At 53.6% G+C, this 26,622-nt stretch carries 19 protein-coding genes; 11 read left to right on the plus strand and 8 right to left on the minus strand.

All coding sequences use genetic code 11. The features are described 5' to 3' along the window. Window positions 1–30 precede the first annotated feature (30 nt). Window positions 31–558 carry an MGMT family protein gene (locus P8N76_07250; protein MDG2381452.1) on the minus strand — a complete coding sequence of 176 codons (528 nt, stop codon included), beginning with the start codon at window positions 556–558 and terminating at the stop codon, window positions 31–33. 170 nt (window positions 559–728) lie between these two features. Here P8N76_07250 and P8N76_07255 point away from each other — a divergent pair, with 170 nt between their 5' ends. Continuing rightward, the gene (locus P8N76_07255) at window positions 729–1,472 is read left to right on the plus strand and encodes a hypothetical protein (protein MDG2381453.1); all 744 of its coding nucleotides are present in this window, start codon (window positions 729–731) and stop codon (window positions 1,470–1,472) included. A gap of 9 nt (window positions 1,473–1,481) precedes the next feature. Here P8N76_07255 and P8N76_07260 read toward each other — a convergent pair whose 3' ends face one another. Continuing rightward, a complete protein-coding gene (locus P8N76_07260; GenBank protein ID MDG2381454.1) occupies window positions 1,482–1,898 on the minus strand; it encodes a hypothetical protein in 417 nt (138 codons plus the stop codon). 426 nt (window positions 1,899–2,324) lie between these two features. Between P8N76_07260 and P8N76_07265 the strand changes: the two genes are divergently transcribed. Next, window positions 2,325–3,320, plus strand: a complete 996-nt coding sequence (locus P8N76_07265) for a fatty acid desaturase (protein ID MDG2381455.1) — start codon at window positions 2,325–2,327, stop codon at window positions 3,318–3,320. Window positions 3,321–3,432: 112 nt separating this feature from the next. Here the strand turns inward: P8N76_07265 and P8N76_07270 are convergent, their stop codons facing one another. The 5 genes from P8N76_07270 to P8N76_07290 form a co-directional block, all read right to left on the minus strand. Next, window positions 3,433–4,173, minus strand: a complete 741-nt coding sequence (locus P8N76_07270) for a response regulator transcription factor (protein MDG2381456.1) — start codon at window positions 4,171–4,173, stop codon at window positions 3,433–3,435. Between the two features lie 33 nt (window positions 4,174–4,206). After that, window positions 4,207–5,169, minus strand: a complete 963-nt coding sequence (locus P8N76_07275) for a HAMP domain-containing sensor histidine kinase (protein ID MDG2381457.1) — start codon at window positions 5,167–5,169, stop codon at window positions 4,207–4,209. A 109-nt stretch (window positions 5,170–5,278) separates the two neighbouring features. Beyond that, window positions 5,279–5,665, minus strand: a complete 387-nt coding sequence (locus tag P8N76_07280; GenBank protein ID MDG2381458.1) for a hypothetical protein — start codon at window positions 5,663–5,665, stop codon at window positions 5,279–5,281. A 36-nt stretch (window positions 5,666–5,701) separates the two neighbouring features. Then, window positions 5,702–6,367 (minus strand): hypothetical protein, encoded by a 666-nt coding sequence (locus P8N76_07285; protein MDG2381459.1) that lies wholly within the window; start codon window positions 6,365–6,367, stop codon window positions 5,702–5,704. A gap of 111 nt (window positions 6,368–6,478) precedes the next feature. Beyond that, a complete protein-coding gene (locus P8N76_07290; GenBank protein ID MDG2381460.1) occupies window positions 6,479–8,083 on the minus strand; it encodes a hypothetical protein in 1,605 nt (534 codons plus the stop codon). Window positions 8,084–8,879: 796 nt separating this feature from the next. On the opposite strand from P8N76_07290, the gene P8N76_07295 reads away from it, so the two are divergent. Both P8N76_07295 and P8N76_07300 read left to right on the plus strand, forming a co-directional pair. Further along, window positions 8,880–9,839, plus strand: coding sequence for a J domain-containing protein (locus P8N76_07295; GenBank protein MDG2381461.1), 960 nt, complete (start codon window positions 8,880–8,882; stop codon window positions 9,837–9,839). A 250-nt stretch (window positions 9,840–10,089) separates the two neighbouring features. Continuing rightward, entirely contained in the window at window positions 10,090–12,963 is a 2,874-nt protein-coding gene (locus P8N76_07300) for a PQQ-dependent sugar dehydrogenase (GenBank protein MDG2381462.1), read from the plus strand. Window positions 12,964–13,088: 125 nt separating this feature from the next. On the opposite strand, the gene P8N76_07305 is transcribed toward P8N76_07300, so the two are convergent. Continuing rightward, window positions 13,089–16,007, minus strand: a complete 2,919-nt coding sequence (locus P8N76_07305; GenBank protein ID MDG2381463.1) for a glycoside hydrolase family 16 protein — start codon at window positions 16,005–16,007, stop codon at window positions 13,089–13,091. A 786-nt stretch (window positions 16,008–16,793) separates the two neighbouring features. On the opposite strand from P8N76_07305, the gene rnpA reads away from it, so the two are divergent. From rnpA to P8N76_07340, 7 genes are all read left to right on the plus strand, one after another. Continuing rightward, complete coding sequence (rnpA, locus tag P8N76_07310) at window positions 16,794–17,189, plus strand: ribonuclease P protein component (GenBank protein ID MDG2381464.1); 396 nt, start codon at window positions 16,794–16,796, stop codon at window positions 17,187–17,189. A 44-nt stretch (window positions 17,190–17,233) separates the two neighbouring features. Then, window positions 17,234–17,425 (plus strand): membrane protein insertion efficiency factor YidD, encoded by a 192-nt coding sequence (gene yidD / locus P8N76_07315; GenBank protein ID MDG2381465.1) that lies wholly within the window; start codon window positions 17,234–17,236, stop codon window positions 17,423–17,425. A gap of 114 nt (window positions 17,426–17,539) precedes the next feature. After that, window positions 17,540–19,270, plus strand: coding sequence for a flagellar basal body P-ring protein FlgI (locus P8N76_07320; GenBank protein ID MDG2381466.1), 1,731 nt, complete (start codon window positions 17,540–17,542; stop codon window positions 19,268–19,270). A gap of 151 nt (window positions 19,271–19,421) precedes the next feature. Continuing rightward, the gene (smc, locus tag P8N76_07325; GenBank protein ID MDG2381467.1) at window positions 19,422–23,096 is read left to right on the plus strand and encodes a chromosome segregation protein SMC; all 3,675 of its coding nucleotides are present in this window, start codon (window positions 19,422–19,424) and stop codon (window positions 23,094–23,096) included. 760 nt (window positions 23,097–23,856) lie between these two features. Continuing rightward, window positions 23,857–24,429: a response regulator gene (locus tag P8N76_07330; protein MDG2381468.1), complete on the plus strand. Its 573-nt coding sequence runs from the start codon at window positions 23,857–23,859 to the stop codon at window positions 24,427–24,429. A gap of 304 nt (window positions 24,430–24,733) precedes the next feature. Then, entirely contained in the window at window positions 24,734–25,237 is a 504-nt protein-coding gene (moaC, locus tag P8N76_07335; GenBank protein MDG2381469.1) for a cyclic pyranopterin monophosphate synthase MoaC, read from the plus strand. Between the two features lie 51 nt (window positions 25,238–25,288). Further along, a complete protein-coding gene (locus P8N76_07340; protein MDG2381470.1) occupies window positions 25,289–26,281 on the plus strand; it encodes a polyprenyl synthetase family protein in 993 nt (330 codons plus the stop codon). Window positions 26,282–26,622: the final 341 nt, after the last annotated feature.

The raw sequence follows: 26,622 nt of genomic DNA on the forward strand, positions 1-26,622 counted from the left end.
AGGCTCGATGATGGTGCGGAACCCTGCTGATCAGCTTCGCAACGGGTCGACACCTTCGAGACGAAGCAAACGTTGTTTCAGCGACAAACCGTTGGGCGCAGAAAAACCGCCGAGCTTGCGATTGGCACCCACCACACGATGGCACGGGATAATCAACGGCAACGGATTGTCGGCCATCACACGTCCCACGGCGCGGGCAGCTCGAGGAGAGCCCGCCAGTCTTGCCAACTGGCCGTACGAAAGGGTCTCGCCGTAACCGATTCCCTGACAGGCCGTCAAAACACACGTTCTGAAGTCGGTCATCGACGGCAGATCAAGCGGTACCCCGTGAAAATCATGCCTTACACCCGAGGCAAAATCCCGCATCTGCTCCTCTAAATCACCCCATGGCGCCCCCCCGAAGCTAGCAGCCGCCCCCCCCATCGCTTGCTCAGCCACCGCAGCCGATCGATGCCCAATCGTCGTACGCTGAACCCCTTTTTCACTCCATTGCAGACCAAACCAACCTAAAGGGGTCAAAAATACAGTTCGCCCCACTGAAGGACCGATGGCCATCATGAGCTTCTCGCAAAACGCCAGAGGGTGTTAACAGAGCCAGAAAAAGAAAATGCTCACGGCTTTGACACTTTAATATTCCTCATTTTATACTGAATGGACGGACGCCCGACAGGCGACCAGCGCTCTACCTTGTTTAAACGGAGCGATTTGCACCATTAGGGAAGGCTTGCATGAGTCGCTACAGCACGTACAGCGATGATTTCTACATCAACGTGAATTTGAACACCGAAATGGATTTGCCCAGCAACCGAGAAACATTGCTGCACTATTTCGAACAAGTTCAAAAACACTTTCCGTCGATGTGTAATTTCTACTGCCGTGAGCGATCAGAATACGTCCTCGAAGAAGAAAAAGAGCGAGGTCACTATCGGTGGACAACGGTCGAACCACGCCGCGTTTGCGCTGGCCATGTCAATCCGGAATCGGTCGAAAGTGCCATGAGCCTGCACAGCTTGATCATGGATACGCTTCCCTTTGCCTTGAGCGTTAGTCCGCTGGACTGCGAATCACTGAATGTGATGTTCGGGTTTGACTTCACCTATCGCGGTAATCACAACCAACTTGTGGCAGATGCCCTGGGCGTCACACCCGCAATGGAACGATTGCTAGAAATCCCAGGTTCCAGCGTTGTCGCGTGGGAACCAACCTTCCAAATCGCGTTAGATGACGATTGCAAGATGCAATGCCGAATGAGTATTGAGTCACGAACCAGCGCCTATCATGTTCGTACGGGTGAGTTCCCAGAGGAACAGATCAGCGTGTATCTCACGATCCGTCGCTACGGTAGTTTCAACGCTGGCGATAAACTCGCGGAAACAACGGCACGAATGGCGAATCTCGGTCGTGAGATCGTGGACGACCACATCGTTGATCATGTGCTGCGACCGCTGCAACAAGCGATCGCGCTTCGCTAACAAAGGTCGCTAATCCCCCAACAGTCCGAGATTGTTATCGCGGCGAAAAGTATGCCGAAACGATCTAGGTAGGAACTTCCGATTCGTCACCTCCGGATCATGCTGCGTCCAGGTCTCCCGAATATCCGGTGCCTCAACCTGTCGCAGAATATTTCCGTCTCGCCAAACGGAACGATAACGTCCCGAATGCCAACAGCGAACTGGCCATTGGCCCGCTTTCTTGAGCAAACGCCAATCACGAACGTGAAACCGACCATCCGGGCCCGACCATTCATAAAAAATGACTTGATCCAAAATCCGATTGCCGTGTTCGTCGAAGAAATGATTCACCTCGATCAAGTCGACCTGGTCACGAACAACCAAGTCGAGAGAATCTTGCGCCACTGTACCGAGCACAGTGGCCGCGGCGAAAAAGAGAACACCCATGGCTGCTTCCTTTCGGTTAGAGCACAACCCGGGCAGGGCAATAAGAGATATCGGCAAGACGATGATCGACAAAATAGGAAAAGTGGCGAAACGAACGCTAGCAGCCACTCCCCCCCTATCGGAATGCAGCCTCTTTACGGAAACTAGGAGAAGATTCTTGGTTGTCAGAAGACACCCTCTGGCCACTTAAATGACCAAGCCAGAATGAATCGATGTTGAGCCCGCCGGTCGGGCAAAACTCCTCTCAAACTGAGTGTGTGCCACGACTTGTGTTCGTTACATAACTTTTACAAGATTGCAACACGTTCGTGACACGCTAAACAGACAGCCAACCTAAAATTCCAGTGTTGAGAAACGGTCTTCTCTTCCTCCGCTGAAGCAACATCAAACTAAAGAAACGTATGGAAACAAGGACATAACCAACTCATGTCTACCGCGACGCCATCCCAGGGGACCGAGGCAACCAAGAAACTTTCGCCTAGTCCCTCCGCTACCGAGACAAATCAGAGCACAGCGAACGAATCCCAACAGCCGGCAGGCGTCGGCGACCCAGCCCGAAAAGAGCTGGCTTGGGGCGTCGTCGGATGGCTGGCCATTCTTCATACGGGCGCGTTATTAGCGTTTTTTCCTTACTTCTTTTCTTGGCAAGGTGTCGCTCTGTTATTTGGACTTCACTGGCTAACAGGGGGTGTGGGGATTTGCTTGGGTTTCCATCGACTTTTAACGCACAGCAGTTTTCAGACTTACAAACCGGTGCGTTGGACAATCGCGTTCATCGGAGGCTTAGCGGGCGAAGGTGCTGCGATGGACTGGGTAGCGAATCACCGTAAGCATCACGCATACAGTGATCTGGAAGGTGACCCACACAGTCCACTTGATGGAGCGTGGTGGAGCCACGTGTTTTGGCTCGCTTGGCAATATCCTGGAGAGGAATTGCGAAAGCATCACCAACGGTGGGCACCTGATCTAGCTCGAGACCCTGTTTTGCAATTTATTGGCAAGACTTTTATTCTGTGGCATATCGTGTTAGCCGTTATCATCTTCGGCCTTGGCTACGCCTTCAGTGGCCTGCAGATGGCCTGTTCACTTGTGGTCTGGGGAATGTTCTTGCGGCTTTGCCTTGTGTTGCACGCTACATGGTTTGTTAACTCGGCGAGCCACATCTGGGGTTATCGCAACTACACCACGACTGACCAGAGTCGGAATAACTGGTGGGTTGCGATCATCACCTACGGTGAGGGTTGGCACAACAACCATCACGCGTTTCCACGGATGGCGGCCCATGGTCATCGTTGGTGGGAATTCGACGCCACATTCACGACCATTCGTCTGTTGCAATGCCTTGGTTTGGCATGGGATGTGGTTGACTACAAGCGTGGCAGTGAGAAGCTTGACACCAACCGCAGCAGTCCAACCTCTTAATGACGGTGCCGGCTGGCCGCGAGAAAACGGGATCGAGCGGCCCGGATGCGGGCAAGCATTAGCGAGGATCGTTGATTTCCATCACCGCCGCTATTCAACCACATCACCGCCGCTATTCAACCACATCATCGACGAGCTCAACATCATCTTCGGGTTCCAAAACGAACCGATAACCGGCGTCTCGGATCGTCAAGAAGTGTTTGGGTTGAGACGGATCGATTTCGAATGATTTACGCAATCTGCGAATGAACTGATCGGGCGCCCGAGTCTGAAAATGTCCCGGTTGATCCCAAACACGTTTCATCAACTCCTGTCGCGAAACGATGCGGCCTTCCGTTTCAATAAGAAACTGCAGCAACTTGATTTCCAGCGGAGTCATTCGTTTAACCGATTCACCCCGAACCACTTCAAAAGTTTCAAAGTTAACCACCGCCGACCCGATCGCGACTTCGGAACGAGGGTTCGCGGGAGATAGTTTTTGGCGGCCATGCCGCACCAAAAGCCCTTTCACTCGCGAAAGCAACTCATCCAACTCGAATGGTTTTGTCAGGTACTGGTCCGCCCCCGCATCGAAGCCACGGGTGCGATCCTCCGTTAGAGTGCGGGCACTCAGGATTAAGATCGGCATCACCTCGCCCGACTCTCGCAATTCTTGGCAAACGGCATAGCCACTCATTTCGGGTAGCATCAAGTCCAGAATCACCAGCTCAAAATGATCTGGATTCTCTTCGATACACTGGAGTGCATCACGACCATTACTGACGGTCGTCACCTGGTAGCCCTCGGCCTGCAGGTTGAACTTAATACCCTTCGCCAGATGTTCTTCGTCTTCGACAACGATAATATGAGCCATGGTTTTAGGGGCAGTGCCCTCGCGATTCCATCATTAGAGATTCGTAACTACGGCCTGCGGATTGGACGATGGTTTTGAGCCGATTTTTCCCGGCAGCGTGATTTCAAAAGTGGTGCCCGCTTCGGCCCCATGCTCCCGAATTCGAATTCGACCTCGCAATCGCGCAACCAGAGTACGAACGATATAAAGTCCCAACCCCAAGCCCGGCTGCTCGCGTTCCAATTCGGTACCAAGCCGGACGAACCGGCCGAATACTTTTGAGCGTTGTTTGCTGGGTATGCCACGACCGTTGTCAGTCACGCGAACACAAATTCGCTCACGATCCGCTTCTTGTGCCAAACTGACATGCACTTGGGGTGGGTCTCCAGAATATTTGACAGCATTATCCAGTAGATTGCGAAAAACAAGTTCCAAATCGACCTCAAACGCCTTCACAAAGCAGGGCTGCACATCAAGTGCAATCGTCCCCGTTGGCATCCGATGGCGGCTACACACATCGGCCGCACAGCGAATGAGCAACTTATCTAAGGGCACCTGTTGCTTGAGACTCTCGCTGCGTGGTTTCTCCAGACGAGCGGCATCCAAGACATGATTAATGAGCTGATCCAGTCGTTCGACATCCTCTAACATGGATCGATAGAATTCGCTTTGCTCCTCCTCTGAAACTTGCCTGCGGGTAAGCGTCTGCAGATACAGCTTCAACGACGCAATCGGCGATTTCAGCTCATGGGTCACACTGTCGATAAAATTTGATTGGCGACGCGAAATATTGATCGCCTTAATCGAAAGGATCAAATAAATCACAACCCCGGCGACGATCAAGGCGAAAAACACTGATCCGACCGTCAGCATCGCCCAATAGAGATTGGAAAACCCCGAGTCCTTCATCGCCGATCGGATTGCTAATGCAACCCATCCCACCGTCAGGGCAACGAGCATTACGATCATTACGACGGCAAGAGCCACCGGCAAACGAATGGAACGTCTTGATTGCATTTCAATCAATCCAAAGAAGTGGGGGCCAAATCGGCCTGCCGTTATCACAACAGGCTTCGCTCTATCCTAACAGATTCAGCCCTGGACTCTATCGACAGACAACTTCCGATCAGCTTTCAGCGCCGTAGTCCGAAGAATTATTTGTATCATTCTTCTCCGCACAATGATCGCCCGCATCCAGCCCCGCTCCTGAGGAATTGCCGGTAAGCGACTCCCCCTTTCCCACCACATCGCCCTTCCAGCCAATTCGCGCAAGATCCTCTGCCTTCGCCCATCGAGACGGCAGATGCCGTAAAGATGCTTGACAGTCCGGGCAGGGCAGCTGGAGATCGGAAAGCGTCATCGGCTCGCCACGACAATCAGGTGCGGCCCAAACCGCATCACATTCGTCGCAAACAATCCACGGTCGTTGGCATCCGCCGCAGATGCGAATGCCAAGCGGCCCGGTCCCACAACGAGAGCAAAAGCCCACATAATAGAGAATCTCTTTGGTCATGATGATCTGGCCCTGCCAACCGCCTCAAACTGTTTTTTAATGATTTCGTCGTTGAATGGGATAAGCCGTAATCACTCGCTTTCCATCCAGCACGATTCTCAGGTAGCGGCATTTCGGATGGCCTCGTTGTCGCCCGACCTGGCCGCCGACAAAGCCGATTTCGCGACCCATGTGGACAGTCCAAACCTGTCGCTCCGAATCGGTTCCCGAACGATCGGCATTCCCCTTTTGAGCCTCTCGGTAGGCCTCATCGATCAAGCCGACAATGCTATCCTGGCTCGAATCACGAAACACACCGTGCTGTCCGGGACGATTAGGCTGATCCTGTGCATGTGCGAGCACATGCTTCAATCGATGCCCCTGCTGGCTGCCCGGTGTGTAAATCAAGCCGGCAGGTGATTCAAAAACATTGGGCTGAATTTCCTTCAGCTGGCCAACGACCGTGGAAACATCCGTTGATGACTGGCGAGGTGCCGTCTTGATTTCCTGATCATCGACCGCAGCCGTGGGCTCATCCCTTTCTGGCAACTCATCCTGGCGTTCGATAAACGACGGTAAAGACCAGCCAAATCGGTGCTCCAACCACGGCTGGATGCAAACGTAAGCCACAATCGACAACACAATTCCCAACCGGATGAACCGGACCGTTGGATTTCGGCGTCGATCGACGGGGCCTTGAGACGGAGACGAATGTCCGCGCATCAGACAAACTCTTCATTGCAAGAGGAAAAAAAGGACCAACCATGAGCTTTGCAAGAACCTTCTAACAGGCTACGCGATCGGCAAGCCCTCGACTAGGCGACGGTGCGCAAGTCAATCGACATTCGCTTTCGCCAGCCGTTTTTCCCAGAAATTACGAGCGGCACGATAATACCGCATGAGCTCTGACTGTTGCTGCCGATCTTCAAGGCGGATTTCTCGTGCTCGCGCGTACAACCAATCGACGAAGAATTGGCACGACTGGCGACTGATCCGCGGTTGGTCCTGAAAGTTCACGTAAAATGGTCCGCTACAAGCACAACGGTAAGTCTGCTGATTACGAGTGACCACACGAATCATCATCCAGCCACTCTGTTCGAAGATCACCGGCGGCAAACGCCCCTCATGGCTAACCCAATCCTCCAGTCGGACCTGCATTTCCGATCGACCATTTTTGATGACCTCAAAGTAATCAATCTTTTCACGAGTCCCAAGTTTTGCCTCGATTTCCAATTCCAACCGTTCTCCTGTCGCCCAGAAGACGTGGCCGGGAAGCCGACCATTGGCCCGAGGTCGCAATAACGGACCATTGGTCAGTAAAACGCGACCGGCGCGCAGCCCATCCCACCAGCTTTGGGGAGTAAACGGTTGCTCACAATGAACGTAGACGCGGTTGTATCCGAGGGGACTCGCATTCATACCGGCTCCACTCCCAGCCGCAGGTGGAATCTTAAAGCCCGCATTAAGCAGCCGGAAATAGATCTGCTGCGACCAGCGGCCTACTCCATGGGGCTCCGGAAACAAGACGCGATCGCGTTGCTGAGAAAACGGCGCATCAACGCTCCCATTCGGCAGCAAACCCGGATGCAACAAACCAACGGAATCAACCTTTCCACTCGCCAGCCACACAGGAAGATCTCGACAATCCATTCGATTGAGATGCGCGTGGAGTTGTTCCTGCTTAGGCACTTGCCGTAAGGATTCGAACGGAGCGGGATACTCGCCCATCTGATTGCCGTCAAGTTGCAAAGGTTGCTGCAGTCTCCCAAAAACCATTTCGCTACCCGCCCTCAGCTCGCGCCCACCCATCACCTGATAAAAACGATGGCGTCCGACCTTTTCTGTAATCACCTTTGGCCGTGGCTTGCGTTCCCAAACGTTTTTTTGATTGCTCCAGGTCACGACATTTGCAAAATGGAGGTCACTCGCCAACATCAGCAAAGGCAACTCTCGCAAAGGTCGTTCCACATGCAAATCGCCCGACCACCAACCCTCGAGCGACATGTCAACGAAACGCTGCATATTGATTTCTTGATTGTCAGTTGCGCCGGACTTGATCACAAAATGTCCGGTGAGTTGACGGTATTCGGGTCCTCTGTCCGCCTCGAACGTGTACGTTCCCGGATTTAGATCCAACACAACTTGGCCGTCAAAGACGAAGCCGTCTCCAATTCGAGGCTGTTGGGGGGCAAAGATCGGCCGACCCTTCGAATTTCGTAACACCAAATAAATGGCCGTCGGTTCCTGGCTCTTGCTGTCGATCGCTCGTAATTCGAGTGATCCACGCGCACCGTGCGCCGTTAAAGACGTCGCAAACATCGAAATAAAGGTAAAGACGGAACAACCAACCATCGCATACTGCGAACGGGAATGGATTTGAACTTGCCGGTGACAACCACCGAGACAGAACTCCGCAAACCGCAGCAAACAATCAAACATTCAATCCACCCAAAAATAGACTCCGACATCGACCAACCTGCGGAAACCTCCGACAAGAACATTGTCGTCAATGTTAAGCAAAACGTGAACAGTATCCCCATCTGCGTGCGCAAATCGAGTCGATCAACTCCCCTTGAAACAAGACGACGAAAACCGTTCCAAACTTGCCCGGTCGTAGATCCGTCAATTGCAGACATGCCAATCGATCGAGCCACCATCGCGAAAATCCCGCGGAGACATCAACCTCGACGCGCAGTTGAAAGGGTTCCTGGATATCAAAGTGTACGGTCCTAGCTGGCGAACGAAAAATAGAAGCGAAAAAGATACGCCGACCGCCAATCGTCAAAATCGCTTGTTTCAGCCCAATCGTCTCCATGACATCTGACCGTCGCCCCGGACGCCAATCGGGCCAATTTTCATCTGCCGCATTTGATATTAACTCCGAATTGGGCGGCGATCGATTATTTTGGTGGTAACGATCCCGGGTCCACCTTCAGAAAGGCTGTCGAAACCGACCCCTGAAAGCCATTTCCGGTGGATTGTCATGCTGATGAGCACGTCAGGCAAATGGCGACCAATAACTGACGAAGAAGTAATTGGATGTCGCGCGGGGTCTAGTGTTCTTCAACTCGCCCGACGTGTAAAATCAGGGTGAAATTACCGACCGGTCCTCCTGAGCAACCGGTCAACCGATCGGCAAAATCTCGCGCACAGCCGGCTGACGGCTCTGGCAGTCCCGACCGGGAGATCCACCGCATTCACCACTCGCTTTGTATTTTTTATTTGAATTGATCTTATGGCCGAGGATTATTACTCAACACTGGGTTTACGACGCGGTGCGTCCGTCGATGAAATTCAAAAAGCCTATCGCGACCAGGCCAGGAAATACCATCCTGATTTGAACCCCGATGATAATTCGGCCAAGGAGAAATTCCAGGCGATCCAAAATGCGTATGAAGTGCTGAGCGATCCCAAGAAACGGGAAATGTACGATCACTACGGGAGCGACTACGAACAATTCAGTGGTGGACAAGCAGGCCATCCGGGAAGAGGTTCGCGATCGAGCCGCGGGGGACCTTCCTTTGAAGACATCGATCTGAGTCAGTTTTTCGGTGAGCAAGCTGGCGGTAGAGCGGGCGGAGGCTTCGCAGATATGTTTCGCCAGTTCACGGGAAAACCGAGTGAACGTCAGAGGCAACCAGAGCATGGAGCGAACATTCGGCATGAATTACAAGTTCCCTTTCGAACGGCTGCTTCGGGGGGCGACGCACAACTGTCGATCCGCCGACAATCGGGAAAAATCGAAACGCTCCAGGTGAAGATTCCGGCGGGTATCGAACACGGGAAAACGATTCGCTTGCGTGGCCAAGGAGAGCCAGCTGCCGGCGGTGGCACACCGGGTGATTTGCTAATCACCGTGAATGTGGCACCCCACCCGTTTTATCAAAGAAACGGCAACGATCTGATTGCTCGAGTTCCCGTGAAGCTGTCCGAAGCAGTTCTAGGTGGCAAAGTGGATGTTCCGACGCCCAAGGGCATCATCACACTGACGGTTCCGGCCGGTAGCTCGAGCGGAAAGCGTCTGCGCGTCAGAGGGCATGGGATTGCATCGAAAAACGCGACCGGCGATCTGTACGCCGAACTGCAAATCGTACTCCCCGAGTCGATTGATCAGTTGGACGATGAGACCAAAGAGGCTTTGTCCCGAGTTGAAGACGCCTATGCGTCGGATCCTCGCAGCGAGTTAATTTGGTAAGTTTCAGCTAACATCCATATCGCTGGAGGGGGAACGATGGCCGGCCATCGTTCCAAAAAAAATGCTGGCCACCCCATCGAACAACCTCAACCGCTCAAAATTCGCCAAATGTTGATTGCGAAGTGCGACCAGGCATTGCACAATTTGAGGGCACTTCGATTTGCCAAATTGCTTATCGCCCTTGACGATTGCTATTCAGCACACTCCAAGCGCTGGAAAGAATCTTCCAAATCTTAACCGAGGATGAAACATGCGCGCGATCAGGTCCATCGCTCTCTTGCTGGCGCTCTTGCCAGCGACCTTGCTTTCCGCCGAACCCCGACCGCCTTGGACGGCTTCCCAGATCAACGGCTCTCCCTACGCACCCGAAAGTTACCGGATCACACCTGCCTTTCCAAACATTCACTTTTCGAAGCCCAGTTGCATCGAAGAGATCCCGGGTGCGAATCGCTTGCTCATCACGGAGATTGGTGGCAAGCTTCTCAGCCTTGTCAAAAACCCGAAGGTTCGAAAAGCCGATGTCGTCCTTGATCTCGCCAAGACAATTGGAAACGGGGTGTCGGTTTTTGATGCCGATTTCCATCCGCAGTTCCTGCAGAATCGCCAACTTTTCCTCTGTTACGTGCACCCCAAGCAACGCTGCACCCACGTTTCGCGTTTCGTCATGTCCGCCACTTCTCCGCCCACGATCGATCCTGCCAGCGAACAAGTCATCCTCTCCTGGCCACGTGGCGGACATAACGGCGGTTGCCTCGAGTTCGGCAAGGATGGATACCTTTACATATCGACCGGGGACGGCTCTGGCCCGAATCCGCCCGACGGATTGACGACGGGACAGGACCTGTCTGACCTACTCGGAGCCGTGCTGCGAATCGATGTCGACGACACCGAACACGATCGAGCATACGCGATTCCACCCGATAATCCGTTTATCAATACGGAAGGAGCCCGACCTGAAATCTGGGCTTACGGATTACGCAATCCGTGGAAATTCGGCATCGATCATTTAACCGGCGAGGTCTTCGCAGCCGACAACGGCTGGGAAACATGGGAAATGGTGCATCGTCTCGCAAGCGGCGGAAATTGCGGCTGGCCCGTCATGGAAGGACGAGCCATCCTGCGAAGTGACGTCAAGGTAGGGCCGACCCCAATTCGCCCACCGATCAAAGATCACCACCATTCCGAAGCCAACTCAGTAATCGGTGGCCCCGTCTACCGCGGCGCTAAACTGCCCGATCTCGTCGGCGCATTCATCTACGGCGATTATATCACCGGAACAATTTGGGCGTTGCGATCCGAGGGAAATGAAACCTTTTCGCATCAAACGCTGATCGACACCGATCAACGCATCACCAGTTTCACGGAAGGCAGTCAGGGAGAGTTGTACCTGATTGATTTTGACTACACGGGAAAAATCTATGAGTTATCACCTTCTGGATTGCCCGACAGATCGGCCGACTTCCCCAGACTACTAAGCGAAACCGGACTCTTTAACTCGCTCACCGATCTAAAACCGGCAGCGGGCGTAGTGCCTTACAATGTTCGCGTGCCACGCTGGATGGACGGAGCATCAGCAAAACGATGGATCGCCATTCCTAATGACGATTCGGTGAAGCTAACGTCTAACGGCGAAGGGACGATTTATCCAAATGGGACGGTCCTCGTCAAACATTTGAGTCTCGACGACGCAGGTCTTAAAGAGCCGATACGCTTGGAAACACAACTGCTTCATTTCGAAAAGGGCAGCTGGCGACCCTACAGCTATCTATGGAACGACGAGGGCACCGATGCGACTCTCGTCAACTCAATTGGTGCCAACCGATCACTGCAAGTCACTGATAAAGCCGGCGTTAGACACGAGCGCACGTGGCGTGTAAGCGCCAGTAACGAATGTAAATTGTGTCACAACGCGGGCTCACGATTTGTACTTGGCTTTGCCGCCAATCAACTTGAAGATCAACTATCTCACTTGACGTCTCAAACAATTCTTCAAAATGCTCCGACTGTGCCGCCAGAACTACAGCTCGTCGATCCACATGACCAACAGCAGCGTCTGGACGACCGAGCGAGGTCATACCTGCATGCCAATTGCAGCATGTGCCATCATCCGAGTGGCAACGCAATCGTCTCTTTTTATTTGAAGCGTGATTTGCCGTTCGAAAAACTCAACACGAACAAAGGTACCGGCATCGGCACCTTCGGTATGCGAAACGCCAAGTTAATCGCACCCGGCGACCCTTATCGATCGGTTTTGATGTACCGCATGTCAAAACTCGGTTATGCGCGCATGCCCTACATCGGCTCACAACTTGTCGATAGCGCAGGGGTCGCTCTCGTGTCAAAATGGATTAGCTCATTACCTTCAACATCGACGGTCGGAGCTTCTCCGCCAACCCAATCAGATTCGCTTGAAGCCCGAGCACTGGCGAGACTCGTCAAAAATACTGCTGAAACTCGCGAGTCGCGAGACGCGGCAATTCAAACTCTGCTGCAATCCACGGAAGGATCGTTGGCTCTGCTCGCACAACTGCACAGCAACGCTCTTTCTGAGCCAGACAAAGCGTCAACCATCGCAATCGGAAGCGAAGTCACCAACAAGAACATCAGCGGTCTCTTCGAGACCTTCCTTCCCGAATCAAGATCCGGCTCTCGGCTCGGTGCTAACATTGACCCGCGTTTAATTCTAGAACTCCCTGGCGATGCCACACGTGGAAAACTGATTTTCCACAGCGATGGTGCTCGCTGCAAAGCTTGTCACGATCCACGCGACAAGTCAAAATCGATCGGTACCACGCTCGTCGACATCAATGTGAAATACAAAGAACCGGCTGAAATATTGCAGCAGGTGTTAAACCCTTCCCTGCGGATTGATGAGTCGTTGGCCAGTTACCTGATCCTGACGAACCGAGGCAAAACAGTCACGGGCCTGATCGAAAAGAAAACCGACACTGAAGTGGTGCTCAAGACGGCGGAACAAAAACAGATTCGCATCCCAACAGTCGAGATCGAAGAGTTGCGAAAGAGTTCGAAATCACTGATGCCCGACCAAATCCTTAGTGATTTAACTGCCCAAGAAGCGGCCGACCTCCTTGCATACATCCGCTCATTTCATACCAGCGAATGAGCCTGATGACGGCCTCCAAAACGCCAGCGGTGGACGCCACGAGCGTCACGACTCGCCGAGGGCAAACACGTCGGTGCTCAACGGCAGTCCTTTGACCCAATGTCTGACGCAGCGATCCGTGACATTCAATCAACAAGCGGACCATCGGCAGACCAGTCAGCCAACGCATGGTCGGTTGCCAACAGATCGTCTTCATCAGCATTCGCTTTATCCGAAAGACCCCACCCAGGATATTCGTGAGGCAAAGCATACCAACCGTTTGGCCAGGTTTCCGGCTCCCAACGATCGTTTACCTCATTGAACGGTGTGATACGAACCCAATCAATTTCAAGCGTTGCTTCGGAAAAATCGGGGTCGCCAGCCCAGCCGACCCGGTCGACGTACACCCCTTCGAGCTGTTCTTTGTATCCCGCGGAGGGAAACCAGATTCCGAGCCAGAACCGCGAGGCCTGAGTCGGAATATTGTCTTGGCCAAACAGCGCTCCCTCATGTCGGTACACCTCGTCGCCGTCAATCGTCCAAATGACTCGGGGCAACTCCCCGTCGCCACCGCTGTGCCAATCAATCCCATAAGTGTGGAATTGACCATCGTTAACAACCTCAACTCGCCCCGGATGATGGGCACCTTCACCGCCAAGTTTTCCACCCCAACTATTGACCCGGGCGTTATCGAAACTGATCGGATCATGGGATGATCCATTTTGCAGCGACGTGGGAAACTCCCAATCGATTTCGGAGTTACGGACACGACTCGGCTCCTCCCAATAGGCTTCTTCGCTGGGGAAGTGTTCGACGTAGTGAAAGGTCCAAAACGCGGAAGCGGCACCCGTCACTTCGGGAATCCGAGCGCGGACTTCGTAACGACCGGATGCATAATAATCGCGGGTCGCGATCCCTGCCCCGACGCGAGTCGTCCGATCATTGTGACCAACCACCTCGCCTTCGTAATCATCCCCATGAGCATGCAACAGAAGCAGGCCATCCTTGATCTCGACATTCTCAGGAACGAGTCCCCCATTATCGCCGCCCCACGCTTTATCGACGACCAACCATGATTCGAGATCAAGTCCGTCGCCAAAATCATCGTAAAGGATCTCGGTGGTTGGTTCCTGGTCGGGTTGAGGCGTATCGAGCCACTCCCCTCCCTGAGCCCGCAGCGAAACATTCTGCACCGAGAGACTCCCGTCGGATCCTTTGTACTGCTCAAGAACAACCCGCACATGACGATAGCTACCGCCCGTGGTAAAAGAGATCGAAACATGCTCGTCGCTGCCCGAGAAAAGCTGTAAGTCGGCGTTCAAATCCGCCCGGTCTCGTACCGCGATCGTCGCACCACTCCCCTCAACGCTTGCCATCGCTGTGAGCGTGTAGGTTGTATTGGGTGCGAGTGCGTAGGGAATATCTTGAACAGCACGAGCAGATTCTTCTGCGGTGGCCGTCAATGTCACAGTGGTATTTCCATCATCCGTCTGCCAGACGGCATGATCGCTGACCCACTGCTCGAGGCCCGCTGCAAAATCGGCGTTCGCAACCATTTCGTCACCCGCCGACACCAGTACGGGAAGCGCGGGGGGGATCGGCCATTCACCGCCTTCCGACGGGACAGGCAGCGGTAAAACACCCTCGACAATCCGTAGATCGTCAAAATAAACATTTCCAGTTTGCCCCTGATAGGCCTCCAGGAAGAGTCGCACCTCGGTACTGTCGGTCGCAGTGTAAAAGACAAACCGCTTTTCCTGCCACTGATCACCTTGGGCAGCATTAGTTTTTGGAAGCTGCGTACCCTGATCAACTCCAAACGATGCCCAAACGCTTTCACCCTCCGTACGAACTCGGGCACTAAACGTGTAGAGCGTTTGAGGTCGCAAACCTTCTATGATCTGTATCGCACGACTCGATTCGGTAGCAGCAGGCAGTAATTCGAGCGAGCTTTCTCCATCCATGCCGGAGACAACTGCCACGCTGCCAACTGTCGACCAAGCCGAGTGAATAGAACCCGTAAATGTTCCTCCTTGCACCCAATTGCCGGCTGAATCAGGACCCAATACGGGCGGATCACTGACGGGCGGATCACTGACGGGCGGATCGGTTGGCGGCGCCAACTCTGCAGGCACCAGGTAGATCGCATCAACTCCCACCGAGCCAATCTGCTGCTTGTACGCCTGGGCGAAAAGGGTAACAAACTGAGTGTCGGCGGCGGTGGTAAAGCTGAGGCTGTACTCGCCTGAAACATTGTCTCCCACCGTCACTTCAGACCACTTACCATCAAAACCTTTTACCCCAAAATAACCGTAGACACCCTCTTCGGAGAAGATCTGACCGCTCAGTCGATAATCAGTAGATCCTTCGACAGAAACCCGTTGAGAAATAGAAGCGGTGCCTTCGGAAGTCGGCTGCAGTCGCAGCTGTGGATTGCCGCTGACTTCCGTAATCGATGCACTGGCTGACAGACTACTATCGTCAACCCAACCGATAAGATCCTGTGAAAAATCACCGTTGCTCACAGCATTGTCAACAGGATCATTAACAGGTGGATCATTAACAGGTCGGAGAAGTCGTAACGTATCGACTCCGATCAATCCGGTCTGCTGCTTGTAGGCCTGGGCATAAACAGTCACAAACTGCGCATCGGTGGCGGTGGTAAAGCTAACCGTATAGGAACCCGAATGTCTGTCTCCGACATTCACATCCGACCACTTACCGTCAAAACCTTTTACCCCAAGGTATCCGTACGCACCTTCCTCAGAAAAAATCTGGCCGGTGAGCTGATAATCGGTGCCGCCATCGACGGAGATCTGCTGGGAAATACGCGCGGTGGCTTCCTGGGCGGGTCGCAGAATTGCTCGAGAATCACCACCGACCTGCTCGACCGACACGGTGGCTGGCAGACTACTTTCGTTAACCCATTGGGACAAGTCGTCAGAGAAATCGCCGTTCGCGATCACGTCGACCGCAAGTAACTGCCGCAACTCAAGCGATTCAACCTGCAAGCCTCGAATTGATCGTATCTTCCTTGACCCATTTTTCAAAAAGGGAAGTCGCATCAATCATCTCCATCCAGGGTCGCGAGAGGAACCGCCACCGGCCGCAGAAATCGTTCAATTTGTTTGTTGTCTCACCTAAGTGAGAGCCATCAAGGGATATCTGAACTCCACTGCCGTGGACAAATTCCGGGCAGGAAAAGGAGCCTGCCTACTCGCGAAGCCAACAGCGAAGCCAACAGCGAAGCCAACAGCGGCCGTTCGAACTGAATTCTTTGCTAGATAAATCCAAAGACAAGCTTCCCACCCAGGGTGAGTGGCTGAGCAACCCGAGCACTGCCGGGAAAAGGGTGCTGCTTTGCTTCAACTTACTCGGCTTTTCTGCAGCCAAATCTGGTGCCCAACCGAGTTGCTCAACGGGCAAATCCCCCTTCAGGGACAGGCTGGCGATGGCAGTCCGCCCAAACAGAGGTGAGCCATTCGCTTGCTGACCAATTGTCCAAGCTTCCGCTGAAAGTGAATCGGCGTTCCAAAGCCACCAGCAGCCTGTCGAAATCGTCGTTCAGCAAAAAACCCAACTTCCGAGCGGAGCACTGCAGGTGCCGTGTCTCCCCATCTGATGTATCTTATTTCTTACCGGGCAACTTGTTCGCCCCCTGAGCGACAGATAGATAATGAACAAGTTCGGCTGGCCAAGACCAACGAAGGAATGGGACTGGAAAAACAGGGTCGGTCATTTGATCCTTAATCGAATCACGGGTTCCATGCCATCGCTTTGCCGTCTGGCTAGCTGAGGTAGACAAAGCAGATACATTTTTATCGGCTCGAAGGCAGACAGGATAACTGTTGATGGAAAAATCGAGACAAGTCGATCCAAGCGGCGCGGTCGACCAGACCTTTACTCCGGCCCACCGCGTACGGCACGGCAAGCATTTCAAACGTGCTTTCGCTCGCCGACAAAGTGTCGCGGACGACGTGTTGATCGTGTACGGCTGCGAAAATCAACTAAATGTTTCTCGCCTCGGCCTCTCAGTGTCGAGAAAGGTTGGGGCCGCTCCGACCAGAAACTACTGGAAACGTCTAATCCGTGAAACGTTTCGCCGAGTATCTCGCGATCGAAGCCCCGGATTTGACTTCGTTGTCATTCCCCGCAAAGGCGCGACCGCCGACTTCACTCGGATCCATCGTTCGCTACCTCAATTGATGCGACGAGTGGAAAAAAAACTGCGTCGAACCCAGACATGAATCGGCTATGGACAACAATCCGCGAACTTCCGGCGCGGTCAATCATGCTAGCCATCCGAGGCTATCAGCTAGCTATCAGCCCACTTCTCGGTCAAAACTGCCGCTTCACACCCAGCTGCAGCTGCTACTTCATCGAAGCCGTGAAAAAATATGGTGCGATCAAAGGCAGCTTGCGAGGCGTGGGGCGAATTCTACGTTGCCATCCGTTCAATCGGGGCGGCTACGATCCTCCATAGTGACATTTCTCGATCGCCAATTGTTTTGCAAGCCTCTCTATTGACCCGCTTTCAGCAAACGACTACGGTTCTGCCTCATTATTTTGTCGATTTTGGTTTGAAACGGGAGTTGTCATGGGCACGATGCCTGAACGGACAGTAGTCAGCACTCTGTTGGTACTTCTTAGTCTGACGGTCGGGTGTACATCGCCCGTGGTGCGTTCACAGACACCGGATACCGAGCCGATTATCGAAGAAAGAACCACCACGACGGTCGGTGACATGGCACAGATTTGGGGCATGCGTCCCATGATGATCGAGGGCTTGGCCCTGACCACCAACCTAGACAACACCGGCAGCGACCCACCGGCCAACAGCCAACGTCGCATATTGGTCGACGACATGAAGCGACGTGGTGTAGATAAGCCGAACACATTGCTTTCTCTGCCCTCGACATCGCTGGTGATCATTCGCGCAAAGATTCCGCCAGGGCTGCGCAAAGGCGATCGCCTGGACGTCGAAGTACTCACTCCTTCTCGTAGTGAGACGGAGAGTCTCCGCAATGGATGGTTGATGCAATCGCGGCTCCAAGAAATGGCCGTATTGGGAAACAAAATCCGGACCGGAGAGCCACTCGCACTCGCAGCCGGTGCCGTCGTTGTCGACGCCCTGATGGAGGGAGAAGGCGACCGGGTATCGGAAACACGCGGCAGAATATTAGGGGGAGCACTCTCGACAAAGAGTCGCGAATTAGGGCTGATTCTCAAGCCGGACCATCAGAGCGTTCGTGCAAGTGCTCGTATTGGCGACGTGGTCAATCGACGCTTTCACACCTTTGACCGTGGCACGAAGCGAGGAGTCGCCATTCCAAAAAGAGACTCGTTCGTGGAAATCACAGTTCATTCCCGTTATCGCAACAATTTAGTTCGATACTTTCGTGTGATCCAGTCGATTCCGATCAGCGAATCGCCCCACAAGATGATTGAACGCATGATTTCCCTTGAGGGTGATCTCAGAAATCCGAAAGAAGCTCTTTCGACGGCCGTGAAGCTGGAGGCGCTTGGTAAAGAGGCCGTGCCAACGCTGCTCAGCGTCTTAGACTCAGATAGCCAAATCGTACGTTTCGCAGCGGCCGAATCATTGGCCTATTTGGATCGCAGCGAAGCGATTCCTCATCTAAAAAACGCGGCCATCCATGAGCCGGCTTTGCGTTGGCATGCGATTACCGCCCTCGGTTCTATGGTGAGCTCGGATTCCCGCGAGGCGCTCGCCGACCTCATGCAGATCGAAAGCGACGAAGCTCGCTATGGAGCGTTCTACGCCATCATGGACGCCAACCCACGCGATCCGGTGGTGAAGGGTGAGATCATCGACGACACGCTATCAATCCACGAAATCCCATCGGACCGGGCTCCTTTGGTGCATATTCGCAAGACGAATCGTCCGGAGATCGTCTTGTTCGGACAAGATATCACAGTCACCACGCCTGTCGCAATTTTCGCGGGTAAAAAGATCATGGCCAAGTCGGATGGCTCGGATCGCTTCAAAGTGAGCCGTTTTGAATTAGGCAAAAATGACACTGTAATTTACTGCTCGAATAACCTGAGTGATTTGATCCGCACAATTGTCAAACTGGACGGCTCTTACACCGACGTGGTAGCAGCTATTAATCATGCAAAACAAAACGGGAGCTTATCGGCTCGCGTTAAGTTTGATGCACTCCCCAAACCGGGACGCGAGTACAATTTGGAAGATGAGTCGGCCAAAGAACCGGGCGAGCGGATCCCGGCCGACAAAAAAGACGATTCCTTGTCAGTTGGAAACGGTTTACCCTCCGGCAAGGTGCACGATCAGTCGGGTGTGTGATAAAATACGTCCTGGGGCATTGGCCCTTCCTGCCCTGGGTCTAGCGGCACACTCCGATCGTTTCAACGACGGGCTGTTGCCTGCTCGATAAAATCATGTACGACGGGGCTTTCGCTAAACCTGATCGTCCTTCGTTTGTCTTCGGTGAACCATGCTCAAAGCACTTGAACTCTGCGGCTTTAAAAGTTTCGCGGACAAGACACGTTTTGAGTTTCCCGAGGGAATCACGGTAGTTGTCGGTCCCAATGGATCTGGCAAGTCCAACATCGTAGACGCGATCAAATGGGTGCTCGGTGAACAGAGTGCCAAAAGTCTGCGTGGCAAGGAAATGGCCGACGTAATTTTCAAGGGTTCGGGTGGCGCCTCAGCGACTCGTCGCCCCGCGAATACGGCCGAGGCGACCATCTTTTTTGAAAACGCCGACCGACTACTACCGGTCGATACCGATGAGGTCTTAATTACTCGTCGGGTGTATCGGAGCGGCGAAGCCGAGTATTTGATTAATGGCAACCCGTGTCGCTTGCGGGATGTGCGTGATCTTTGCCGCGGCACGGGCGTTGGCACCGACGCCTACAGCCTGATTGAGCAAGGAAAAGTCGACACCCTCCTGCAAGCTTCCGCTCGAGAGCGTCGGGCGATCTTTGAAGAAGCCGCAGGAATCAGCCGATTCAAGGCGAAGAAAGTTGAAACTCAGCGTCGGCTCGAGCGAGTCGAACAGAATCTGACACGTCTGGCAGACATCGTCGAAGAGGTAGAGAGCCGCTTACGAAACGTGCGGAATCAGGCTTCTAAAGCGCGTCGTTACAAAGAATACAACGACCGACTAAAACAATTGCGGACCAACGTTGGTCGAGCCGACTGGCGGAGATTCACCTCCCAACTTGACGAGTTAAATCAACGGCTCTCGGAAACTCGTGGTCAACTCGTTGAACTGCAGACAATTTTGTCTGACGACGAGTCAACTCAACGGGATTTGAATCAACAGGCGGAACAAGTCGGAACCGCCCTGCAGACCGCCGAGAGTTCGATTGCGGACGTTCGACAACGGTTGGCACATCATCGCTCAGCCGCGGATCACGAGCGAGAGCGTCTTGCTGACCTGGAACACGAGATCCAACGCTATCGACGCCAATGGCTGGCGATGACCACCCGGGCCGGTGACTTGGGTGAGCAAGTCGAGGAAATCGAACAGCATCTAGAATCGGCCGAAAGTGTTGATCACGAGATTCGCGAGCGGCTGCTGGGGCATGAAGCAGAACTGCAAACGACCACGGTTGAATTAAATTCGCGCCGGCGAGAACTGGATCAACAACGTGAACAACACGCAAATCTCTTGCGTGAGAGCGGCGACCTGGGCCGAGAAATCAGCGGTTTAGCTGCCGAAATCCACAGCACTCAAGAAACGCTCGAACGGTGCCAACAGCAGCACAAATCATTAACAAGCCAACTGACCAACGCCTTTGCAGAGCTGGCAGAAAAAGAAGCGGACGAAAATCGACTCGACCAGCAGGAGCGAAAAAGCCGCGAGAAACTCAGCACAGCTCGCCAATCACTGCAGAAACGTGAACAACGACTTTCCCTCACACAGCAAGAATTGATTGACTTACAACGACGTCACGCAGTAGCCAGCGAACGTGCCAGCGTTCTCGAGGATCTTGAGCGGCGGAAGGAAGGTCTGAGCCCTGGGGTGAAGCAGATTCTGCTCGACTCACAAGACAGTCTGATGGGACCGCTTACCACCGTCCGCGGACTAGTCGCTGACTTGATCCGTGTCGACGTCGGAATGGCCCCTCTGATCGACGTCGCGTTGGGAGATCTTACTCAATTCATCGTGGTCGATGGCAGCTCCTTGGCCCAGGCCATTGCAACTGGCGAAATTCAACCCAAAGGCCGTGTTGGATTAATCGACCTGGAATTGCCCCATCGTGGCGAGGAGCGGTCGCTGCCGCAATTGACTCATCGAGCGGTGCTTGGCCGAGCTGATTCATTCATTGAAGTCGGGGCCGCGTTCCAACCGCTGGTTCGTCAATTACTAGGATCAACTTGGTGTGTCGAGACACTCGCCGACGCAATCGGCTTTCAGCAGGAGCACACCGCACTCCGCTACGTGACACGTGCCGGCGAACTTTTAGAAAGTAATGGTCGACTTCTGGCCGGCCCACGACAATCGGGACTCGGACTTGTCTCTCGTCGCAGTGAGTTGCGGTCGCTTCAGCAAGAAATCCTTCAGCTCAATCAAACTCTCCAACAGACAGAACACAAACTCCAACACTTAAAAAATGAGATTGGTGAAGCGGAACAGTTGGTCGAAACCCAAGCAACCGCTCACAATCAAGTGTCGGCCGAATTAACCGAAGCGAGAATTCAGCGTCAAGCAGCCGGCAATCGCCACAAAACACTCGCGAGCCAATTGGAAACCGTTCAAAGCGAGATCGTTGTTGCCCAGGAAAAATTGACGATCGCTGAACAACGTCACGCCGGAAAAGCCGATCAACAGGCCAAAATGAACGAGCGAGTCGGACAACTGGAAAACAAATCTCAGCAAAATCGGCAAAAGATTCAACAAACCGAGAGCCAACGACAGGAAGAATCCTCCAAAGTCACCGCTGTCAAAGTTGAATTGGCAAAGAGCGAACAGCGGCTGGATGATCTGCGCGGACAACTCATTCGCTTTCAGGAAGATCAAAAAGAGCGAACTCGCGCCCTGGATGAGATCCGCTCGCACCTCCATCGAGCCCAAGATCGACATTGCCAAGCTAGCCGCCTGATCCTCGATGCCACCAGCGCTTTGGCAGAACTCTATCTGGCCGACGAACACTGGCAGCGCGAAATATCGACCCTACACGAGACGCGAGCCCAAGTTCAACATCGACGCGGCGAACTGGAGCGAAGCTTGCGGGAGACTCGGGAACGACAACGTCAGCAGGAGCAGATTCAACACACCGCAGAACTCGAAGCCAACCAGGCTCAATTAGAACGCGATGGCTTAGCCCAGCGAGTCCAAGATGATTACGGTATTGAACTCGCGAAGATCGAAGATCTGCCCGAAGAATCAGCCGAGGAGCAGATCGAGCGTGAAGAGGTCGACCGCGAAATCGCTGAACTTCGCCGAAAGATCAGTAACATTGGGGCGGTGAATATGGCCGCACTCGAAGAAATTGAATCTCTGGAACAGCGACACGAAACACTCGCCGCACAATATCAGGATTTGTCTGACGCGAAAAACTCGCTGGCTCGCATCATCCACAAAATCAACGCCGACAGCCGTCGACTATTCACCGAAAGCCTGGAGATCATTCGCACCAATTTCCAAGCGATGTTTCGCCGCGTGTTCGGCGGTGGTCACGCCGATATTGTGCTGGAGAAAGATGTCGACATCCTCGAGGCTGGCATTGATATCGTCGCTACTCCTCCGGGAAAACAATCATTGGGGATCTCGCTGCTAAGCGGGGGTGAGAGAGCATTAACGGCTGTCACCCTCCTGCTGGCAATCTTTCAATACCGCCCCAGCCCCTTCTGTGTACTCGACGAAGTCGATGGCCCACTCGACGAAGCGAACATCGGTCGCTTCATCGACGTACTCAGAGAGTTCCTCGAATGGACCAAGTTTGTGGTGGTGACCCATTCGAAAAAGACCATGACTGCAGCCACGACCCTCTACGGGGTCACCATGCAAGAATCGGGCATCTCAAAACGCGTATCCGTCCAGTTTGAAGATGTCACCGAGGACGGACACATTCGTACCGAAGCACTCCAGCGGCAATCCGATCCGACCGATCCAGCCCCCCCCGATGACGGCAGCGGTGACGACGAGCAAGCCGCTTGATGGACCGCAAAGCCATAAAACCGTCTCAACTAGACGACCCACCGTCATTCGAACCAGTTCCGCATGCAGTGACGACACGAATGTTTGAGAAAATCTGCCGAAACGGTGCGACTATGCGGGCAAGTTCCACAAGTGGTGATTAACTAAGGATTTGCGCCGCTGCGAACGTCACATCTGGGCTTCTCATAAGCTTTCCTACTGACGTTTCAGGCGGTCAGTCCGACGCGACTGATGAAAGTTTCTAAAGTAATACCCCTTCTCGAATCGAAACATACTTGCGGAGAGCATACTGCCGACCAACACCGGCTTCGGTTGGTGACGGTTCAGTGGGACGTTTTCCAGGGGGGGACATCTGCCGACGGCTTCCAGCCTGAGCGGGTTCATTACGTGAGATCGCAACAACTCAACGATGAACCTGCTGCGCTATTTCCCACCTTTCGTTGCATTCGCTTTTAGAGCTTATTCCAGTCAAGTGTCACTTTTGCAAGCTGCGACGGATTGCTGCTCGTGGAGGGTGAGGCTGAATGCGGCTCGAAAGTTGTGTCAGGATCAGACGGATCTGAACCTTGTCACTTAGGAAGCGAACTTTGTGTAGCGTACTGCCCCGACCCAGACATTCGGAAAACAATCGGGATTGTCGCGGCGATGGATCGCAACGGCGAAAACGGTTTGTTCAAGAGTGGGGGGCTCTATGTCGTGATGTTGGCTTTTGCCAGTTTCACGGCCTGTTAAGTCAACGTGGAGCAATGGAGAACCTGTAATGAAGGTCTTCACTACTGGTCAGGTCGCAAAGATCTGCAAAGTGGCCCCGCGCACTGTCAGTAAATGGTTCGACTCGGGCCGGTTAAAGGGTTACCGGATCCCAGGATCCCAAGACCGACGCATCCCGCGCGAGTATTTGATCAAATTTCTGAAAGAGCACGGCATGCCCCTTGGTGACCTCGAAGATGAGGCTATGGCCAAGGTACTTATCGTCGCTCAAGATCAGGTACTCATTGAGAACCTGCGACGGGAGCTTCCGCCCGAAAAGTCATTCCGTGTCGCAGTCGCAGCAAGCGGTTTCGAAGCAGGCATTCAAGCCGAAAGCTTCCACCCCGATTGCATAATCGTTGACTTCTCGATCGGTAAAGTCGAAGCACTTCAAATCTGCCAGAATCTTCGTCGCAATAGCGACTTTGCAAAGACGATCTTGATCGCTTTGCTACCGGATGATGGTAGTTCGATGAGTTTCGATCGTTCGAGTATCAACGAGACGTTCAAGAAGCCGTTTGATGCGGCATTATTGGCGGAAAGACTGCGCACACTGATTGGTGCGAAAAAGGAGCTTGTCTAGAATCGCCTTTGGCGTTTTAGATACGACTTCGCCGACCCTGATTAACCCGTTGCAGCTAGACCCCTGCGGCGGATAATTTTTTCAATATCAATGCATGGGGTGATTGAACGACTCAGTCACTGGACGGAGGGATCCCGGCCCGACGTCCTTCCCAGGCATTTCTCTTTTTTTTCTTTTTGCGTTACCAAAGCCGCATTGCTGCGGTTTTCTGGTGGTAACGGGTAACCAGCGCTACCCCTTTCCGGGGTATCCGCTCGGTCGTCCCCAGGTGCAATTTTTCCCCATTTGGTGCAAATTGATGGGTATGTCCACATTTAGTCATTTTGATAACGACGGGTCCACCCACATGGTCGATGTGGGTGGCAAGCCCGAAACCGACCGGTCCGCCCGGGCCTACGCTCGGATCCGTATGGATCGGAACACGCTGGCGATGATCCGCGATCGTCGAGCCCAAAAGGGTGATGTTCTTGGGGTCGCGCGGCTTGCTGCGATCATGGCGGCCAAACGGACGGATGAATTGATTCCCCTCTGTCATTCGCTCCCAATCACCGCAGTGAGCATCGATTTTGAGTACGAATCAGACGAAACCCTGGGAATCATGGCCATTGTGCAAACAAAAGCTCGTACGGGCGTCGAGATGGAGGCATTGACTGCGGCCTCAGTCGCTGCCCTCACCATTTACGATATGTGCAAATCGGTGGATCGAGCGATGAGCATTGAGGCCATTCGGCTGGAAGAGAAGCAAGGCGGCAAAAGCGGCCACTATCGACGAATTGACCCTACAAAAGCTGACAAAAAGGCGACTTAGGTTGCTTCTTCGGCAACAGAGATTTTTAAAGGGGATGGAGACGTGAGCCAGGTGATTAACGACAACGCCGTACCGACAGCAGTCCAAATGCTTTACGCCCCGATCCAAGACCATCTGGACGCCACCGAGTCGGTGCTAAAAAGAGAACTCCACAGCAAATCACCCTTTGTCGATGACTTGCTGCAGTATGGCGGAAAACTCGGCGGTAAACGACTGAGACCCGCGCTGTTACTACTGACAGCGACGGCCACCGGTGATGTGACGTCCGATCATCACACCTTGGCCGCCGTGTTAGAGATGATCCATACCGCCACGTTGGTACACGACGACGTGCTGGACGAGGCCGATATGAGACGGCATCTCGCGACCGTGAACGCTCGCTGGAACAATGAATCGAGCGTTCTGTTGGGCGATTATCTTTTTAGTCACGCCTTTTTCTTGGCAAGTACCCTCGACAGTACTTACGCCTGCCGTCGCATCGGACGCAGCACGAACATTGTCTGCGAGGGAGAACTCCGCCAAATCGGGAATCGGGGCAACCACGCGCTCAGCGAGGAGGAGTACTACGCGATCATCAACGGAAAAACGGCCGAATTGTGTGCTTGCGCCTGCCACCTGGGAGCGAGATACGCGTTGGCGAGTACAGCACTGGTTGAAGGGATGGAGCGATTCGGTAGGCATCTGGGCATGGCCTTCCAAATATCGGACGATCTGCTTGATCTGACCGGCGACGAAGGCGACACCGGGAAGTCTTTGGGAACCGATTTAGAAAAGCAAAAGCCGACTCTGCCGATCATTCGGCTCTACGCGAGGCTGACCGGCTCCGACCGAGATCGGCTCGTTTCGTTGCTCGAATCGAGCAAAACCGAGCACCGTGCCAACCTACGAAGCTGGTTGGATCAGAGCGGCGTACTCGACGAAGCTCGTCAAACTGCCGACCAGTTTGCCACCAAAGCGAGTAAGGAGTTGGAACAATTGCCGCCTTCGCTTGCTCAAACCGTGCTCAATGAGATCGCAAGCTACGTCGTAAACCGCAAAAGTTAGACTCGGATCTCGCGCGTAACACCAGGCGCGTTCTTGGGATGAGAGTTCGTTGGTATTCCAGCCAGCCTGCAGGGGAATGGCTTGTTCTTGCCACTCATAGAATCGCTCGGTTCCGGGCTTTGAACGAGTTTTGGGCGAGAAACAACCTATCGAAGTTCCCGCAAGCCACTGACTCGCAAGAAAAAACGGGCATCTCGCCCGGCACTCGAAGAAAGGACCGATTTACCCGCGCTCCTCTGCTGGGCGGGATGACCTTCGTTGACAGTCATCAACGCACCGGCTGAGTGATCCGAACGAACTGCCTAATCACGGGGGCATGGGACCGGCCCACCGTCGTGTCT

It is taken from the genome of Pirellulaceae bacterium (assembly GCA_029243025.1).
GTDB lineage: Bacteria > Planctomycetota > Planctomycetia > Pirellulales > Pirellulaceae.